General features: G+C 50.6%; 16 protein-coding genes and 1 other annotated feature. Of the genes, 8 read left to right on the plus strand and 8 right to left on the minus strand.

All coding sequences use genetic code 11. The features are described from left to right. The first annotated feature begins 110 nt into the window (after nucleotides 1–110). The 3 genes from EYB31_RS26360 to EYB31_RS26370 all read left to right on the plus strand — a co-directional run bounded on the left by EYB31_RS26360 (nucleotide 111) and on the right by EYB31_RS26370 (nucleotide 3,933). Complete coding sequence (locus tag EYB31_RS26360) at nucleotides 111–1,778, plus strand: type 2 periplasmic-binding domain-containing protein (protein WP_240762885.1); 1,668 nt, start codon at nucleotides 111–113, stop codon at nucleotides 1,776–1,778. A gap of 298 nt (nucleotides 1,779–2,076) precedes the next feature. Then, nucleotides 2,077–3,039, plus strand: a complete 963-nt coding sequence (locus EYB31_RS26365) for an ABC transporter permease (RefSeq protein ID WP_131016416.1) — start codon at nucleotides 2,077–2,079, stop codon at nucleotides 3,037–3,039. 12 nt (nucleotides 3,040–3,051) lie between these two features. Further along, nucleotides 3,052–3,933, plus strand: a complete 882-nt coding sequence (locus tag EYB31_RS26370; RefSeq protein ID WP_131016417.1) for a carbohydrate ABC transporter permease — start codon at nucleotides 3,052–3,054, stop codon at nucleotides 3,931–3,933. Nucleotides 3,934–4,273: 340 nt separating this feature from the next. Here the strand turns inward: EYB31_RS26370 and EYB31_RS26375 are convergent, their stop codons facing one another. The 3 genes from EYB31_RS26375 to EYB31_RS26385 all read right to left on the minus strand — a co-directional run bounded on the left by EYB31_RS26375 (nucleotide 4,274) and on the right by EYB31_RS26385 (nucleotide 6,762). Then, on the minus strand, nucleotides 4,274–4,564 hold the full coding sequence (locus EYB31_RS26375; protein WP_131016418.1) for a hypothetical protein: 291 nt from the start codon (nucleotides 4,562–4,564) through the stop codon (nucleotides 4,274–4,276). 35 nt (nucleotides 4,565–4,599) lie between these two features. Next, nucleotides 4,600–5,670 (minus strand): HupE/UreJ family protein, encoded by a 1,071-nt coding sequence (locus EYB31_RS26380; RefSeq protein ID WP_165452633.1) that lies wholly within the window; start codon nucleotides 5,668–5,670, stop codon nucleotides 4,600–4,602. Nucleotides 5,671–5,742: 72 nt separating this feature from the next. Beyond that, nucleotides 5,743–6,762 (minus strand): HoxN/HupN/NixA family nickel/cobalt transporter, encoded by a 1,020-nt coding sequence (locus EYB31_RS26385; protein ID WP_131016420.1) that lies wholly within the window; start codon nucleotides 6,760–6,762, stop codon nucleotides 5,743–5,745. 406 nt (nucleotides 6,763–7,168) lie between these two features. Here EYB31_RS26385 and EYB31_RS26390 point away from each other — a divergent pair, with 406 nt between their 5' ends. Further along, the gene (locus EYB31_RS26390) at nucleotides 7,169–8,281 is read left to right on the plus strand and encodes a glycoside hydrolase family 88 protein (protein WP_131016421.1); all 1,113 of its coding nucleotides are present in this window, start codon (nucleotides 7,169–7,171) and stop codon (nucleotides 8,279–8,281) included. A gap of 397 nt (nucleotides 8,282–8,678) precedes the next feature. Beyond that, on the plus strand, nucleotides 8,679–10,823 hold the full coding sequence (locus tag EYB31_RS26395) for an endonuclease MutS2 (protein WP_131016422.1): 2,145 nt from the start codon (nucleotides 8,679–8,681) through the stop codon (nucleotides 10,821–10,823). Between the two features lie 487 nt (nucleotides 10,824–11,310). On the opposite strand, the gene EYB31_RS26400 is transcribed toward EYB31_RS26395, so the two are convergent. The 3 genes from EYB31_RS26400 to EYB31_RS26410 all read right to left on the minus strand — a co-directional run bounded on the left by EYB31_RS26400 (nucleotide 11,311) and on the right by EYB31_RS26410 (nucleotide 14,501). Further along, the gene (locus EYB31_RS26400) at nucleotides 11,311–12,261 is read right to left on the minus strand and encodes an aldose 1-epimerase (RefSeq protein WP_131016423.1); all 951 of its coding nucleotides are present in this window, start codon (nucleotides 12,259–12,261) and stop codon (nucleotides 11,311–11,313) included. Between the two features lie 136 nt (nucleotides 12,262–12,397). Beyond that, a complete protein-coding gene (locus tag EYB31_RS26405; protein ID WP_131016424.1) occupies nucleotides 12,398–13,345 on the minus strand; it encodes a TIGR03943 family putative permease subunit in 948 nt (315 codons plus the stop codon). A gap of 43 nt (nucleotides 13,346–13,388) precedes the next feature. Further along, complete coding sequence (locus EYB31_RS26410) at nucleotides 13,389–14,501, minus strand: permease (RefSeq protein ID WP_131016425.1); 1,113 nt, start codon at nucleotides 14,499–14,501, stop codon at nucleotides 13,389–13,391. A 189-nt stretch (nucleotides 14,502–14,690) separates the two neighbouring features. Then, nucleotides 14,691–14,927, plus strand: a binding site (T-box leader). Between the two features lie 52 nt (nucleotides 14,928–14,979). On the opposite strand from EYB31_RS26410, the gene trpS reads away from it, so the two are divergent. Next, the gene (gene trpS, locus EYB31_RS26415) at nucleotides 14,980–15,963 is read left to right on the plus strand and encodes a tryptophan--tRNA ligase (RefSeq protein ID WP_131016426.1); all 984 of its coding nucleotides are present in this window, start codon (nucleotides 14,980–14,982) and stop codon (nucleotides 15,961–15,963) included. On the opposite strand, the gene EYB31_RS40380 is transcribed toward trpS, so the two are convergent. Then, nucleotides 15,960–16,136, minus strand: a complete 177-nt coding sequence (locus EYB31_RS40380) for a DUF5325 family protein (protein WP_165452634.1) — start codon at nucleotides 16,134–16,136, stop codon at nucleotides 15,960–15,962. The two genes, trpS and EYB31_RS40380, sit on opposite strands and share 4 nt — an antisense overlap. A gap of 141 nt (nucleotides 16,137–16,277) precedes the next feature. Here EYB31_RS40380 and EYB31_RS26420 point away from each other — a divergent pair, with 141 nt between their 5' ends. Next, nucleotides 16,278–16,502: an alpha/beta-type small acid-soluble spore protein gene (locus tag EYB31_RS26420; RefSeq protein WP_131016427.1), complete on the plus strand. Its 225-nt coding sequence runs from the start codon at nucleotides 16,278–16,280 to the stop codon at nucleotides 16,500–16,502. Nucleotides 16,503–16,615: 113 nt separating this feature from the next. Here EYB31_RS26420 and EYB31_RS26425 read toward each other — a convergent pair whose 3' ends face one another. Then, entirely contained in the window at nucleotides 16,616–17,605 is a 990-nt protein-coding gene (locus tag EYB31_RS26425) for a metal-dependent hydrolase (RefSeq protein WP_131016428.1), read from the minus strand. Between the two features lie 136 nt (nucleotides 17,606–17,741). On the opposite strand from EYB31_RS26425, the gene EYB31_RS26430 reads away from it, so the two are divergent. Beyond that, nucleotides 17,742–18,047, plus strand: a complete 306-nt coding sequence (locus EYB31_RS26430; RefSeq protein ID WP_131016429.1) for a hypothetical protein — start codon at nucleotides 17,742–17,744, stop codon at nucleotides 18,045–18,047. Nucleotides 18,048–18,507: the final 460 nt, after the last annotated feature.

An 18,507-nucleotide genomic window follows, 5' to 3' on the forward strand; every position in this document is an offset into this window, starting at 1 on the left:
ATTTTGAAGATGAAAATGGATATTTTCGCGATACTCAAGTTGTAAGCGCTGCCATATTATAAAGTTGTAAAGCTTCTCCTAACCACACCCCCCTGAAGGAGGTCAATTCAATGACAAAGAAAAGGAAATGGGTTCCCGTCTTAGTCTCGGCCACCATGATGAGCAGTTTCATAATCGCTTGTTCGAAGCAGGATGCTCCGGCGCCTAGCGCCAGCACTCCCGCCCCGGCTTCCAACGCTCCGGCTGCATCGGCTCCTGCGCCGGCCGCAGCGCCGGCCGCTACAACTTATCCGATGAAATCCGATAAGACGTTGACGTATTGGCAGGAGCTTACGGGCAACCTCGTCGGCGTGAAAGCGACGCAAGGGGAAGTGCCGTTCTATCAGGAATGGCAGAAGAAAACCGGGGTGCCGATCAAATATATTACGGCTCCTCCGAACCAAGGGAAAGAAGCGCTGAACGTGCTGCTAGCTTCCGGCGACTTGCCGGACATGATTGAATGGGATTTCTTGAAGCAGTTCCCCGGAGGACCGGAAAAGGCAATCAAAGACGGCTATATTCTGAAGCTGAATGATGTGATCGATAAATTTGCGCCGAATTTAAAAAAGTTTCTTAAAGACAATCCGAAAATCGATAAAATGGTCAAAACCGATAACGGCAGTTATTATGCGTTTCCGTTTATCCGCGGCGACGACTACCTAATGGTGTTCCACGGTCCGATCATCCGTAAAGACTGGCTCGATGAACTGCAGCTTCCGGTTCCGGAAACGATTGACGACTGGTACAACACGTTAAAGGCGTTTAAAGAGAAAAAAGGCGCCTCGGCTCCGATTTCCTTCGTCAGCACGCCAAGACCGTTCAACGATTTTAATACCGGCGATTTTGTCGGCGCATGGGGCATTACCCGCGATTTTTATTTGGATAACGGACAAATCAAATTCGGACCGTTGGAAAAAGGCTACAAAGAGTTCTTAGCCACCTTCCGCAAATGGTACGCCGAAGGCTTGATTGATAAAAACATGGCTACCGCCGATATGAAGGCGCTGGATGCCAACTTCGCCAATGGCGTTATGGGTGCAACGGTAGGCAATGCGGGCGGTGGGATCGGCCGCTGGCAGCCGATCTTATCCGGCAAAGATCCTAAAGCCACGCTGGTCGGCACACCGTATCCGGTGCTGAAAAAAGGCGACAAACCGATGTTCGGCCAGAAGGACCAGCCTTTCTCCAGCGGCGGCATGGTTACTGTTTCGGCCAAGTCCAAAAACATCGAAACCGCTGTAAAAATGCTGGATTACGGTTATGGCGACGAAGGCCACATGTTCTATAACTTCGGTATCGAGGGCACCAGCTACAAGATGGAGAACGGTTATCCGAAATTTACCGATCTGGTCATGAAAAACCCTGACAAATTGGCTCCGGCGCAAGCGCTGTCGCTGTATGTCCGCTCCAATTACAGCGGTCCGTTCGTGCAGGATAAGCGTTATATCGAGCAGTACCTGGCTCTGCAAACGCAGCGTGACGCTTTGGGCGTTTGGTCCAAAACCGACATCGACAAATACCAGCTGCCGCCGATCACGCCGACTCCAGAGGAAAGCACGGAAATGGCCAAAATCATGAATGACGTCAACACGCTGGTCGATGAAATGACGCTCAAAATCGTGCTTGGCACCGAACCGGTAGATAGTTTCGAGAAATATGTGGAAAAAATGAAATCGGTCAAAATCGACCGCGCCATTGAAATCGAAAAAGCAGCACTGGACCGTTACAACAAACGTTAATGGGTAGCTGAGGCCTGACCGGCGATTGAAAATGATGGTAAATATTGATTCATTGTCGGGATAACTTCGGACAAGAGATGGTACTCCACCGCCAATGAAAACCGTGTTTTTCTTAATTTACTTTTCAGTAAAAACACGGTTTTCAAAAGCGGACGTGAACTTAAAAGTTTTCCGTAGGAAAACTCGCGTGGGAAGCATCCGCTTTCGCACCATTCCCTTGCGCTCCGTTACGGATGAATCAATATTTCCGGGATACCGCCGGTCGGCCATATGGAGTAATTAGAAAGGAGGGGATGAGATGGCTAAATTCGCGGCGATCGATACGACCAGGCCGGCTCAAGTGAAGAAAAGCGCTTTTGCGGCCAGGTTTGTGAGGGATTTTGCGCTTAATAAATATTTGTATTTGATGATGCTGCCGGTAATTGTGTATTACATCATCTTCCACTACACTCCAATGTACGGTGCCATCATCGCTTTTAAAGAATATTCCCCGGCAAAAGGAATTACCGGAAGTGAGTGGGTTGGCTTAGCCAATTTCAAGGACTTTTTCAGCACCTTTTATTTTTGGAGAATATTAAAAAATACGGTAATCATCAGCTTGCTGACATTATGCTTTGAGTTTCCGGCGCCGATCATCTTGGCGATTATGATCAACGAAGTTCGAAATCAGATGTTTAAACGGACGGTTCAATCGATTACGTACATGCCGTATTTTATTTCGTTGGTCGTTATTTGCGGCATGATCAAAGATTTTACGAACGGCGGCGGCATGATCAATACATTTTTGAGCTCGTTTGGATACGACGGCAAAGCGATGCTGCAAAAGCCGGATCTGTTCAGGGCCATTTATGTGATTTCTGAAATTTGGCAAAAAATCGGCTGGGAGTCGATCATCTATATTGCGGCGTTGATGAGCATCGACCAGGAGCAATACGAGGCGGCCCGGATGGACGGGGCTAGCCGTTGGAAGCAGATTTTGTACATCACGCTGCCGGGCATTATGCCGACGATAGCCATCATGTTCATCCTGCGGATGGGCAATCTGCTTAACGTCGGGTTTGAAAAAATTATTTTGCTGTACAATCCGGCGACCTACGAAACGGCGGATGTCATCTCCTCGTTTGTCTATCGGAAAGGCTTGCTGGAATTTGGCTGGAGCTACAGCTCGGCGGTCGGGCTGTTCAACTCCGTTATAAACTTGGTATTGCTTATTTCCGCCAATTATATCAGCCGCAAGGTAAACGAAAGCAGCTTATGGTGAGGTGATCCGCAAATGAAAAACGATGGGTTGTCCGATAAAATTTTCGATACCGTTATTCATGTCATATTGCTGTTTCTTGTTGTCGTTACCTTGTATCCGCTCATTTATACGGCGTTTGCTTCGATCAGCGACGCGAACGAGCTGATGACCCAGCAGGGACATTTTTTGTATAAGCCGATGGGCTTCAGCATCGAAGCGTACAAAAGCGTATTTGCCAATCCGGGTATATGGACCGGCTACAAAAACACGCTGTTTATCGTTTTTTTCGGCGTCGCGATCAATTTGCTGGTTACATCGCTTGGCGCATATGTACTGTCCCGGAAAAACGTCATGTGGAATAAGATTTTCATTGTTGTCATCGTGGTGACGATGTTTTTCAACGGAGGGTTGATTCCGCTGTACTTGGTCGTCAAAGGAGTTGGCTTAATCGATTCGTTGTGGGCGACGATACTCCCGTTTGCGGTGAATACGTTTAACTTGATTATTATGCGTACCGCGTTTATGGCGGTGCCGGACAGCCTGGAGGAGTCGGCCAAAATCGACGGGGCCAACCATTTTACGATTTTGTTCCGCATTATTTTGCCGTTGTCCATGCCTGTCATCGCCGTAATGATTTTATACTACGCGGTAGAGAAGTGGAACGGCTGGTTTTACGCTTCGATTTTCCTCAAAGAGAAAACGTTGTATCCGCTGCAGCTGACGCTGCGCGAAATATTGATTTCCAACCAAACCGACAGTATGTCGACCGGGGCGGATAACGCCGATAGGTTCCAGATCGGTGAAACGATCAAATACGCTACGATTATGGTAGCGACAGTGCCGATTTTGCTGGTGTACCCGTTTGTGCAGAAGTATTTCGTTAAGGGTGTTATGATTGGGGCATTAAAGGGGTAGGAGGGAGTCTGCTGGGCGGATGGAATGGGGAGGGATGTTTATTCATGAGCGGGATTACTGCGGGAATGGGATGGCACTCCACCGCCAATGAAAACCGTGTTTTTCTTAATTTACCTTGCGGTAAAAACACGGTTTTCAAAGCGGACGTAAACTTTTCGTGCCATTCCCCTTCCCTTCGTAATCTTATGAATAAACATTCCCGCTAAATCCCAAATCACCCCGCAGTCTCGCAGGGTTGTAGTAAAAAAGAAGACGGTGGTATGCATGTGCCCGTTGCACATGCATACCACCGTTTGTCGATTATGAAAATAAACTCAAGATTAAACCCAGGATAAGCCCATCATTGCTTCGGAGTGGTCATTTCTGCGACTTTAACCATCGTTTCGTCTAGATCGGATTCGATCAGTTTGACCCGGCGGTCAAGTTTCTTGAAATTGACGTCTGTTTCGCTGCGGAATGTATGAAGTATTTCCTTGGTGTCTTTCAGATCATGAGCAACTTCTTCCAGGCGGGCGCCTACATTTCCGACCATTTGAATCAGTGTTCCGATCATTTCTTCAATTTGGTCGATTTTCTTATCACGCTTCTCGCTTTTCTCACTCATCAAAATCACCTCAATCCATTCTATCATATTATATGCGCTAGATTATCACTAGAGCAGATGGATCAAATACGCTGAATGAACCAATACAGCGCAAGCAGCACCACACAACCGGACACGGCCAGCACGATCGTGCGGTAATGGCGGGTGCGCTGCAGCTTTAAGAGATACGGCATAACAAGCAGCACGATGGCGAGCTGGCCTGCTTCGACACCAAGGTTAAAAGATAAGAGCGAGCTGACCATGTATTCCTCAGGCAAGCCGACTTCGCTGATCGCTCCGGCGAAACCCATACCATGGATGAGGCCAAACAAAAAAGTGACAAGCCACCGCAGCCGGACGGAGCGGACAAACATATTTTCGATGGCGACATACGCGATCGTCAGTGCGATGCCGGACTCGATCCAGCGGGAATCGACGCTGATATGGCCTGTCGCGGCAAGAAACAAAGTAATGCTGTGCGCGATCGTAAAAGCGGTGACGATCTTAATGATATCACGCAGCCGGGAGGCCACAAGAATTAAGGACAGCAGGAAAACCAGATGGTCGTAGCCGGTTACAATATGTTCAACGCCCAGCAGCAAATACTTGAAGGCCGAATGAAAAGGTCCCGTTTGGACCATAGATTGATAGTGGTAATTGCGATTGTTCGCATCAAACACCGTTTGGTCAACGTCCCCGCCGTTTGTGATGACCATAAAATTCAGGTGCAGCGGGTCGGCGTCGTCAAACAGCAGATTGTAGCGGATATTCAAGCTATCCACTGTTGTTTTCGCCGTGAAGCGGAGTTGGAACGATATCGCCGGAATGCCGGATTTATCGGTTTTGCTCATATCGCCAAGCTGCATCTCCAGCAACCCTGCGGGAACTTCCAATTCAAGATGCTTATGCAAATAATCCTCAATGGCGGCCCGCTCGCTATTCAACTCGTCTACGGTCAGCACATTGTCCTTGTTCAAATCAAATACGCCAATCAGACTGGGCTCGGGAATCGAGAGCTCGTAATCGACGTTTCGGTTTTCGATCGTGATTTGAGAATAGCCGTTATTCAGCGGATGGGCTTGTACCGGCAAAGCAAACAACAAAAGGGTAAGCGAAATAACGATGGCCGCTGCAATCCGTGCGCGGGTTATCAAAAGACATCCTCCTTCATGCTGTGCGCCACGGTATGTGTTTATTCGGCAAATGGCCTTAAGGTTCATAAGAGCTTAAGCGTCCATCGAACCCCAGCGCTCTTCCAAGCGAAACCATTTCCAGACACCGACGGAAACCGCCCAAGCGATAATAAACAGCCCTACAAGCATGTAACCAAGCGACCCGAAATCGAGATCTTGGATCCATGACCATACGGTTCCTTCCAGTCCGAATTTCTCGGACAATACCTGTGCCAGCTCCACCATACCGATAAGCAGCGCGGCAACTACGGCAAGCGAAGTGACAGACAAGTTATAATATAACTTACGCAAAGGAGTATTAAAAGCCCAGCGGTACGCTTTGGTCATAAAAATGCCATCCGCGGTATCCATCAAGCTCATTCCCGCGGCAAACAACAGCGGAAACGACAGGATGGTCACAAAAGGCAAAGCTTCCTTAGCTGCGCCGGCGGACATGGCAAGCAGCGATATTTCGCTGGCTGTATCAAATCCAAGCCCGAACAAAAATCCGAGCGGATAAACGTGCCAGCTGCGGCCGATCAATTTGTACAGCGGACCGATGAAACGTGAAAAAAAGCCGCGTGCATCCAGCAGCCGCTCGAATTCATCCGCTTGATGCCGACCTTGACGAAATTGGGTAAACAATTTGTACAGTTGGACCAATATGACGAGGTTCATGATGCCGATAATGACCAGGAACAGTCCGGAGACGGATGCCCCTATGATGCCGCCGATTTCTTGAAAGCCAGGCATCTCCTTCTGTGCCCATTGAACGGAGAAGGCGGTTGCGATGGCCATTAAAAATACGACTGTCGAGTGGCCAAGCGAAAAGTAAAATCCGACGCCGTGCGGATTTTTGCGCTGCTGAACGAGTTTGCGCACGGTGTTGTCGATTGCGGCGATATGATCGACGTCGAAAGCGTGCCTCAATCCGAGGGTATACGCAAGAAGTCCCATTCCCCACAAGCCGGGACTGTTTTTGGCTGCGTAAAACAGAAACAAAATGCCAATAATGTGCAGTAGAGCAACGATGACGGCATAACCCCACCAGCCGTATTTGGGCGATTGGTTCATTTCAATTCCTCCTGTAGCTTCCTTATGGAAGCTTGGTTTTTCCGGTGTTACAAATTTACTTAAATGTAACACACCGACAGTCCAGTGTACACAGGAATTTAACCGATTAAAATATTTAAACGTTTTAATTTAAACGTTTAAATGATATAATGAGGCGAATGCAAGAGAGGTTACTGAAAAAGCAGCTTAAGTGAGCGAAATCATGCTGGAGAAGCGCCAGCGTTCGCTTTTGTCGCCCAATTTCACCTGCCGCTAGCAGGTACGATTCAAGATATTCGGGGACAATTGGCGATCGTAAGTATGATTCGCTCATGCAATGTTCACTTTTTCAATGGCCCGAGCTATTTCTTAAAGCCATGCTTACGAAGCCAGTTTTTCTGCGAAAAACTTTAAGGAGGAAGATGAAATGAATCAAGCTTATGTCTCCGATGTGATGAATCGGCTGCAAGCGAAAGTCGACCGGATGATCGAGCAAATAGGCGATAAGTGCCCGCATGTGGCGCGCGAAGACGGCGTATACGACAGCACGGGATCCGATTGGTGGACCTCCGGATTCTGGCCGGGGCTGCTCTGGATCATGCACGATGTGACTGGCAAAAATAATTACCGCGATGCCGCATGGGGCTGGGATGAAGCGATCGAACCGTGGCTGATCAAGTTCAGCGAGGATTTCCATCATGACGTCGGTTTTCAATTTCTGCCGACAGCCGTCATTAAATACAAACTGACGGGAGATCAGGACGGGTTGCAGCGCGGTCTGCAGGCAGCCAACTTCCTGGCGGGCCGGTTTAATCCTGCGGGCGAATTTATCCGTGCATGGAACGGGGATAAAATAGGCTGGGCCATTATCGACTGCATGATGAATTTATCGCTGCTGTTCTGGGCTTCCGAGCAATCGAAGGATCCGCGTTTTAAACATATCGCGGTTCGTCATGCCGATACGGCGCTGGCGAATTTTATCCGACCGGACGGATCGGTCAATCATATCGTCAGCTTCAACCCGGAGAGCGGCGAATTTATCGAGTCGTTGGGAGGTCAAGGCTACGGTCCCCAGTCGGCATGGAGCCGCGGAAATGCATGGGCGATTTACGGTTTTGCCAATGCGTATAAATGTACGAAGGACATCAAATATTTGAATGCGGCGAAACGGACGGCTCATTATTTTACGGCGAACCTGCCGGAAGATCATGTGCCGCATTGGGACTTCCGCGTGGAGAGTTTGGAAGGCGAGCCAAGAGACAGCTCGGCAGGGGCCATCGCGGCAAGCGGTTTGCTGGAAATCGCCCAGCACGTTTCCGAAGCCGAAGCTAGATTCTACAACAGCACGGCTCATGCTATTTTGCAATCGCTGACGGAAAATTACGCTACATGGGACAAGCCGGAACATCAGGGAATCCTGATCGGCGGAACAGGTCACAAACCGGCCGGGCAAAATATAAACGTGTCGCTGATCTACGGCGATTATTTCTATGTCGAGGCGTTTGCTAAACTAAGCGGCTGGAAGCATAGTATTTTTTAAACTAAAGTCTCCTGGCTGCCGATATTGACTTTAGAATTAATGTTGCATAAAATGTACGTATATGTAGGCAAGGAGAGATTTTGATGTCTGAGGTTGTTCTTAAACTTTAATTTCATACCGTTGATTGTGTGCTTAGCGGCAGTCTGTCTTCCGGACAGGTCTGGTTTATGCTGCGCGTATTACGGTCAACGTTGGATTGAAGGTTAAGAACATACGGTCATCCCAAACGCTCCGGCAATTGCCGCCCGTCCAAGGAACCATGAACCGTGCTTATTCTTAAGCACGGTTTTTTTGCGTTTGTTGGCGCCGGTAAGGTGTGCCTATTGGAAGCGGAAGATGCGCGTATTTTTACGCCGTCTTCCGCTTTTTGTCATTCAGAAGGAGGTATCCATTTACAATGGACGATCAGAGCAAGCAAAGACTGGAATTTACGAAAGTGAAGCAGCAGCTGTACACGTACGCGATGTCTTATCTCGGCCAAAGGCGGGCCGAACAATTGGAGCCCATATTTGACGCGGGGGCCATTCGCAGCCTGCTGCGGGAAACGGAAGAAACAAAAGCGATGATCCGCAGCGGCTCCAGCATACCTGTGCCGTCGCTTGAAGGAATGGAACAAGTGATGGCGCTGCTGGGGACAGGGTATATGTACTCGGAGCGGGAGCTTGGCTTATTCGCCAGGCTGCTTGAGAGCGTGGGACAGCTTAGGCGGTTTATGCAGCGAAAGGAAGCGGTGGCGCCGACGGTCACCACTTATGCGCTGTCGATGTATGAGCTTGGCAATGTGCGCGAGGAGCTGGACCGGTGTTTGCGTAACGGTCAGATTACCGACCAAGCGAGCAAAGATTTGGCCAAAATCCGTAAACAATCATATGTGCTTGAAGAACGGATCAAAAAGAAGCTGGATGCGTTAATGCAAAAATATCGCCCATACTTGCAGGAATACATCGTCGGAAGCCGTAACGGCAGGCATGTGCTGGCAGTGAAAAAGGAGCACCGCCGGCTGGTAAGCGGGCAAGTGTTGGATGAATCGGCAAGCGGCCAAACGGTATTTGTTGAGCCGGCCGATATTGCCGGGTTTCACTGGGAGCTCTCGGAGTTGAAACGCGATGAAGCGCGTGAAGAAGCTAAGGTGCTCAGCGCCTTGACGGCGCTGGTGGAGACGTACGAACACGAGTTGAAGGTCAATCTGGAAGCCATCGGGCATTACGACTTTTTGTTCGCCAAAGCAAAGTATGCGCTGGAACTGGGGGCGAATCCAGTGGAAGTCAACACCGACGGGATTGTGCGGATCCGCGGCGGCAAGCACCCGCTGCTTGGGCGAAACTGCGTGCCGCTTGATTTTGAAATCGGCGAATGGTTCCGCGCTTTGATGGTCACGGGGCCTAACACGGGAGGGAAAACCGTCAGCCTCAAAACGGTCGGTTTGCTGGTCATGATGGTCCAATCCGGGCTTCAAGTGCCTGTCGCAGAGGGCAGCACGTTTCCGGTCTTTCGCAATGTGCTTGCGGATATCGGAGATGGGCAAAGCATCGAACAATCGCTCAGTACATTTTCGTCCCATATCCGCAATGTGATCGGCATATTGCGCCAGGCCGGGCCGGATACCCTGGTGCTGCTTGACGAACTGGCTACGGGAACCGACCCCGGTGAAGGCGTGGCGTTATCGATTGCCGTGCTCGAAGAGCTGTATGCTAAAGGAGCCGTTATTGTAGCGACGACGCATTTTAACGAAATCAAGCGCTATGCCGCGGCAGCGACGGGATTTGAGAATGCGCGGATGGAGTTTGATGCGGAAACGCTCAGTCCTTTGTATAAGCTGACGATAGGGGAGGCGGGAAACAGCTACGCCTTCTACATTGCGGAGAAGCTGGGCATGCCGCTGCGCCTTGTGGAGCGGTCGCGACAGATTGCCGTAACGATGGCTGTCGCCGGTGACGGGACGGACAGGGTGAGCGGGGAGTCGATAACTATGGAGTCTGGAGAAACGGGAACGGTGGCGCAGGAGGAAGAGCCGAAAGTCGAGGAAACGATAACACCGGAGCCCAGGAACATGGGATCGTCGGCGCAAGGGAAAGTGGATGCTAAAACTGGGGGCACGACGTTGGCAAGAGAGGCGCTTGTAGAACACGCAACCAGACCCGGGGGTTCCTACCCGTCGAATGCGGCGCCAGATGCATTGCATCCGGCCAAGATCGGAAAGCGATTCACCGAAAGTAAAAAAACGAACCGTTCGGATAATAAAACACAATCTGTTTTTGAAATTGGCGATTGTGTTTGGATTCATTCGCTCAAGCGGACGGGAATAGTTTGCGCTTTGCCTGATGAGCGGGGCAATGTGACTGTGATGATCCAGAAGGAGAAGGTAAAGATCAACGCCAAACGGCTATCTTTGCATATTGAGCGAAAGCAGCTGTATCCCGGTGAAGATTACGATATGGACATTGTGTTCGACTCGAAGGAAAACCGCAAAAAGAAACGGCTGATGCAGCGAAAGCATGCCGAAGGGGTCATGATCGTCAGGCCATCTGAAGAAGAAAAATAAGAAGGAGGGTAAACACGAAGGTGCGGCCCGAGGTAAACAAAGCCGCACCCTGCGTCACCGTGCCGCAGTAAGCGCTGGTGCGCCAATGCCAAGCGAAGCAATGGCAAGGTGCACCGAAAGCGCGAGCCCGAGGCACACAGGTGCTCCATGCATCATTACGCCGCAGTGAAGCGCGGAGCACAGTGCCAAGCGCTAGCGAAGGCAGTGCGACAGGCGCGGGCTCGAGGCACACAGATGCTCCACGCATCATCACGCCGGAGTGAAGCGCGGAGCACAATGCCAAGCGCTAGCGAAGGCAGTGCGACAGGCGCGTGCTCGAGGCACACAGATGCTCCATGCATCATTACGCTGAAGTGAAGCGCTGGTGCGCCAATGCCAAGCGAAGCGATGGCAAGGCGCACCAAAAGCGCGGGCCTGAGGCACACAGCCGCGCCGAAGAAAGGCGGGTCCAGGGCGCAGCGCCTGGAATCCCCCCAGTGGGGGGGACTTAGAGGGGGCAATCAACGTCTAAAATAACGGTCAACTCCAAAGTTTCACCCGGAGCGATGCCACGCAGGCCGGTTACATCGGCCGGAAGCTCGATGTTCGGCGCATTGGTTACCCATGTATAAGGCTCAAGGCAAATAAAGTCGTGTGCTTCGCCTTTTGTGTAAATGACCCATTGCTTAAACTCCGGTGAACCGGAGTATTTAAGCTCATAACCTCCGCGGGCCAGCGCAGCGATGCAGTCGTTATCGCCGATCTGGAACACCGTATCCATATTTGATCCGTTCAGCGAGGCGCCTTCCAGGAACTTATCATATTCGCCTAACGGCACGATTTGTCCTGTCGGTACATTCGTTTCGTCAAGCTCCCAGATGCCGCTGACCGGCAGGCGGAACGTCCACTTATCCGGCTCGCCGTCGAGTAAAAACCAAGTATGTAAGCCATATCCGAACGGAGCAGTATCTGTACCGTGGTTGATTGCTTTTACGGAGTGGATCAGGCTGCTGCCATCCAAGATATAAGTGACTTGCAGCTCGATGTCATGCGGGTATTGGCGCTGCATGTCGGGAAATTCCGATAAGCGGATGGAGGAGGTAATGCTGGTTTTACCGTCTTTCTCCTCCGTACCGACGACTTTCCACGGAAAACTGCGCAGCAGACCGTGAATGTGATTGCCAACCGGCGTGTTGATATCGAACTGGTAGTTTCTTCCTCCAAAGCTGAATTGTCCTTTGGCGATCCGGTTTGGCGGCATCAGGATGGGGGTGCCGTATTGGATCGGCTGCTCTGCAAGCGCCGCAGGGCCGCTTGGCGTTCTCAGCAGCTCGCGGTTTGCCGTTTTGTCCCATATGCTGTAGGCATTGTTATTCAGCGACGGACAGACGGATACGGAAAGTTTGTCGTTTTCCAGTACGTAGGTCTGCGTCCCTTGCCAATCGATTTGCTTAATCATCGGAATGTTAGCTCCTTTGTGTATGAAATTGAATGCGTATTGTAGGTTTCGTTGTCCGTAAGTCAAACCGATTTTATTGTACCAAAGCTTGAAAGTCATGTCATTAAAAAGCGGGAGCGCCAGGGCTGAGGGCTGGTCAGGAGCCAAAGCTGGCGTTCGGATAGACGTATTGCGATTTCGGCGGCTCGGCCTTTTCGAGTTTTTCGATTTTTAGGACCAAGGTTTCCATATCGTTGAACTTTGTTTTCTGGATCGTTCCGGTCGCTTTTACCCAAGAATCGTCCGCCAACGATTTGGCATTCGCATATTCGGACAGCAGGCCAAACGGAGAGCCGTCTGCGGAACAGCACTGGATGGCGAAACGTCCAACGACGAACTGTTTGTCGGTCATCGGTTCCTGGCGGTAGACAAAACCGGTAAGCTCCAGTTTTTTGCCGACGAATTTATCCAGATAAAGATCGATGGAGGTCAGCGTTTCGATATACATGTCTTCGGGGACCGGGATAATGTCCTGTTTATAGAGGCCCATGGCAAATTTGGCATAATGCTCGGTAAATTTGTCGTAAGGGAACAACTCCTTAAGTTGGGCATCCGTAAGGGCTCCTTGGGAACCGACGCCGGCTGCGGAGGCGGACTCGCTTGTCGCAGTGCCGCCGGCCGTTTCGGTGCCGGTTGCATTTAAGGAGGGATTTCCTCCATTTCTAACTGTGCTCGCGCTGTTCAAGTTCATGCCTTTTTTTGCCGCGGCATTGCTGCCCATTGAAGCGTCCGGCAGAAGCGCGCCCAGCAGCAGCGGGGCCGCAAACAACCCGTAGATCAGCGTATTTTTGATAATCGAACGGGAGGGAGTATGATCGCAGTCGCATTCTTCGACTTTTCCAAAGAAGGAACGCAAGCCGAGGTAGACCTGGTATACCGCGATGGCGTAGAAGCCAATCGCTGACCATTTGACATAGTCAACCATGCGCGGCGCGATGTAATATAAAATATTGTCCGTCTTAACCAACTGGACAATATACATGGCAAAGCCGAATAAAATGACGGCCTTCAGCATATGGTGCAAGCTCATAATCCGTGCGCTCAAGGGGTTCAGCTCCTAAAAGTTTTTGCGCCAGCAAAAACTGGCGTTACGTTAAAAATAATCGTTCCAGCAGCAGAGAACCGGCAAAAACGACTACCGCGGCGAGCAATGAAAGCTTCAGCACGAATTTGGCGCGGAACGTGGACAACAGCATCAGCGTGCTTTTAATGTCGATCATCGGACCGAATACAAGAAACGTAATCAGCGATCCGGTCGAAAACGTCGTTGCAAACGACGACGCGACAAAAGCGTCCGAGGTCGAGCAAAGCGACAAGGCAAAAGCCAGCCCCATCATAAACAGATGCGAGAAAACCGGTCCTTGACCGATGGCCGCTAGGCTTTCGCGCGGAATGGACGTTTGAAGTAAAGCGGTGATGCAGGCGCCAAAAATTAAATATTTGCCCATATCGAAAAACTCGTCGGATGCGTGCCCGAGTACGGACAACAGCCTGCCTTGAAGGCCTTTTCCGCCGTGGTGATGGGTGTGCGAATGTCCGTGATGGTGATGATGGCCGCCGTGGTCATGGTGCTGGTGGACAATAGGTCCGTGACCCCCGTCGGCATGATCGGCATGATGCAGGTGTGCCAGACCGGAATCCGCGCCGCTTAAGCGCAGCGGGTTGTTTTTGATAAATCTATAGATGATAAGCCCGATGGCCAGAGCGGCGGCAAAAGCAAGTCCCATGCGGGAATAGGCGATTTCCGGGCGATTGCGGAATGCCATATAAGTCGATGCGTAAACGACGGGATTAATGATCGGTCCGACCAAAATAAACACAACGGCAACATATACCGGCATGCCTTTTTGCATCAGACGGCGAACTACCGGAATCATGCCGCATTCGCATAACGGGAAAATAATACCCATCAGGCAAGCGAACAAGATGCCAAGCACCGGGTTTTTCGGGATCCACTTGCGGATTGTCTGCTCGGAAACAAATACTTGCAGCACACTGGATACGACAACCCCCAGCAGCACAAACGGCAGCGCTTCAAGGATAATGCTGATCAGCAGCGTTTTGAACGTCTGCATGCTCGGGCCGGTCAGAAAGGAAAGATCCGGCGGCTGTTTTTGCGTGTAAATCAAATAAAGCATAATAAGAATCATGAGAGCAAGGACGTTAGTGGCGATACGTGTAATTGTCGTTTGCACGGGCATTCTCCTCTTACTGAGAACTGTAATTTGATTATAGTGTATGCGGTTGTCCCGGTATATAGGACAGGGTAAAGGCTGCAGACGGCTTTGGCTCCGGTCTGAATTGGGCGCTGCCAGCGAACACGACGGGATGCTGTCCACTTGACAGAAACTTGTCTTATGTTTATGATGATGTTCATCAGGAAAACCTAACATGAAGCGATGATAGGAATAAGTAGACGTCAAAAGCCTCCCCAGAGAGCCGGTGGTGCTGCAAACCGGTGTGCGCTTTGACGCTTCGAATGGGTCCAGGAGCTTACCGGTTGAACCGCGGATTTGCCGCGATTGTAGGCCGGTACGGGCAGCTCGCCGTTATAGGAGCGGAAGATTCCTTGCGTCTTTATGCGCGCGGAATGAATTAGGGTGGCACCACGGTCTCTCGTCCCTTGCGGAGAGAGGCCTTTTTTGCGTTTATATGGACATTTCAAAGGAGGAACCATCAATGAAACGTGTATTTTCAGGAATTCAGCCTAGCGGCCAGCTCACTTTAGGCAACTATATCGGCGCTTTGCGTAACTTTGTCAAGCTGCAGCATACGCATGAATGCTTCTTCTCGGTTGTCGATCTGCATGCCATTACGGTACAACAGGAGCCGGCTTTGCTGAAGGAGCAATCCGAAGCGGTAGCCGCGCTGTTTATTGCCGCGGGCATCGACCCGCAAAAATCGAACGTATTTATGCAGTCCCATGTGACGGCTCACGCCGAACTCGGATGGATGTTAACGACGTTAACTTACATGGGCGAGCTGGAGCGGATGACGCAGTTTAAAGACAAGTCCGCCGGCAAAGATTCGGTTGGCGCCGGATTGTTTGTATATCCGTCTTTGATGGCGGCCGACATTCTTCTGTATAACTCCGATCTCGTACCCGTAGGGGACGATCAGAAGCAGCATTTGGAGCTGACTCGGGATTTGGCCGGGCGTTTTAATGCGCGTTACGGCGATACGTTTACGATTCCGGAGGTATATACCCCGCAAGTGGGCGCACGTGTGATGTCTTTGGACGACGCTTCGAAAAAAATGAGCAAGAGCAACCCGAACCCGGGCAGTTATATCGCCTTGCTTGACGAACCGGACGTGATCCGTAAAAAGATCAGCCGTGCCGTGACCGATTCCGGCCGCGAAGTGAAATTTGACCCGCAAAACAAGCCGGAGGTCAGCAACCTAATCGGCATTTACGCCCAATGTTCCGACAAAACGATTCCGGAAATCGAAGCTATGTACGAAGGTTTGGGATACGGGCCGTTTAAAAAAGACTTGGCGGAGCAGGTTGTAGCCGTGCTTGAACCGCTTCAGCAGCGGTACCGCGATATTAGAGGTTCCGGCGACCTGCAAAAGTTTTTGAAGCAAGGAGCGGAACGGGCGGCAGCCGCGGCAGCGCCGCAACTGCGCGATGTGAAGGAGAAGATGGGCTTTATCGTGTTTTAATTGTGCCGTTTGCGCAGCTTGGCTTTGGTAATAAAGCCGGCCCCTATAAAAAGTATCGATGCGATCGCAAACAGTACGACAAGCCAAGGGGAACGGATGCTGAGGGCAAAACCGATGCCGGCCAATAAGGCGGCTCCCCCGACGGCAAAAAAGAGTGCTAGTCCTTTGTTCATGCTGAAGTCCTCTCTAAATGAAGTTGAATGCGTCTTTGAAAAACTTTTATAAGACGTGTATAACAAATCAGGTTCGTAACATACTAAGCTTGCAAGCTTGCAAATACATCTCAGATTGACACCTGAAAGGAGAGCTGAAACATGGCTACAGGACAATCCCGCAGCAGCAACACTTTGGTAGTACCTCAAGCTAATGGAGCTTTGGATCAATTAAAGTATGAGGTAGCTCAAGAACTGGGCATTCAAATTCCTCAAGACGGTTACATGGGTTTTATGGCAACTCGCGACGCGGGTGCAATCGGTGGTAACATCACTCGCCGGCTTGTACAAATCGCTGAGCAAACGCTGGCCGGCCAATCCCGTTAATTCGTTTTAAAGTAGATGCCGGCCATAGCTAGAGCATCTATATAAAGCTCAAGGGGTACTCCCTTGAGCTTTTGTTTGTTTGCAAACTGCTAACAAAAGAAAGCGAGCGATTCTTAAGAATAAGAATCGACTCGCAGCTTTTTCTCCAGTCGGGAATCGCTAAGCCAGCCTACATACGAATCCAGCGGACGATACTGGTGGTCCAACAGCAGAACTGCAACAAAAGGGTACTGCCTGCGGTGGCGGTATCTTACGTCGACCCAACGCACCTCATATCCCCATGAATGTTCCTTGCATTCCGCGCAGGCATAAGAGCAAAAGTACAAAAACGATGCAATATCGAGATGTTTACGCGATTCGGTTATGGCCGGATGGTCTGCACAAGAGACGCGGTCGATCCAGCGGACCTTGCCGCTCCGGTATTCTCCCAGCTGAAAAGAGCCGTCCTGCTTTGTCTTGACGATCTGGAAGTGATGCAGGTGCAGCGTGGGCGTAAGCATGTATCTGTCTCCCGGTTCATACGTCGTATCCTGGATATGAAGCCGATTTTCCAATACGTAATGATACACCGTTCTCCAAATATAGTACAGCGCAATCAACCCGTATAAGACAGGAAATATCGTCTGCGGCTTAGCTAACTCTAAGGACCACATAAAGATGGCGATGACGTGGGATACGAAAATGAACGGATCAAAAATGTGTATAATATTCCATGCGATCCATTTTTCCGAAAACGGCCTGAGCGCCTGTGTTCCGTACATATTGAACAAATCGGTAAATACATGAAATACGACTGCGATGAGTACCCACATGCCTACATGGAGAACAGGCAAGCTGCTTCCAAAAGCCAAATAAAGCCCAAAAGTAATAAGCAAGGTCCAAAGCAGCAGAAATGGTGGCGAGTGTGAGGTCCCCCGGTGGTTTTTGATGTAGGCTGCATTGCTTTTGAAACGAAGCAATGTATCCAAGTCGGGAGCTTGCGAACCAAGCACCGTACCAATCAAAACCGCCGTGGAGACGCTGTGGTCGGCTGCGACAACCGGGTCGATGTACGCTAACCCAGCCAGCCCGAAACCGATCACAAGATGTGTTCCGCTATCCATGAATTCCTCCTGAACGGTAAGGTATGCATCTTTAGTGTAACTTGCCGGAGAAAAAACAGCAAATCCTCTATACATTATGCACAAATATATCTATAGTTTATCATGTTAAAGCGGAAAATAAATCAAAGGAGCCCAAATGATGCCGAAAGTATTTGTCGAATATAAAGTAAATTCCGATTGTCGTGACAGCTATCTCGCCCTTATGAAAGAATTGCTTCAGTCAGAGCCGAAGCTGACCTTATTTGAAGGAACAGATCAGCCCGGCTTATACGTCGAGCTGTGGGAAGGCTTGCCCTACGAAGAATACTCCCGCATGAAGCTTACTCGCACGCAATCCGCGACGGAAGGGGCGCAATCGCTCAGCGGCTGGTCGCTTTTGCCGAAATACGTGGAAGGCGGCGCGCAAAAGATCCACATTTGGCATTTTGCCCAAGTGGAGTAAGGTGTAAAGCGCCCCGTATCATCGCGCTGCAGTAAGCGCTGGTGCGCCAATGCAAGCGAAGCAATGGCAAGGCGCACCAAAAGCGCGGGTTCGAGGCAGTCCGCCGCGCCCCGCATCATCGCGCCGGAGTAAGGCGCTGGTGCGCCAATGCCAAGCGAAGCAATGGCAAGGCGCACCAAAAGCGCGGGTCCCGAGGCACAAAGTCGCTCGCCGCATCACTAAGCCAAAAGTAAAGCGCGATGTTTATAGGCTTGCGGCAGCAAGCCATAAACATCAAGGCGCGGGCTCGCGGCACAAAGTCGCTCCTCCGATGGCGGGTCCAGGGCGCAGCGCCCAATGTTGTCAGGTTAGCAGAATTTGGTATAGTAGAAGTAAATGAGTGAAATGGGCGGATAAACCGTGAAAAAAAGAGCAAGGCTTTATCGGAACGTGCAATACGTATGATCTTCGGGGACGAGTT

It is taken from the genome of Paenibacillus thalictri (assembly GCF_004307995.1).
Taxonomy (GTDB): domain Bacteria; phylum Bacillota; class Bacilli; order Paenibacillales; family NBRC-103111; genus Paenibacillus_AF; species Paenibacillus_AF thalictri.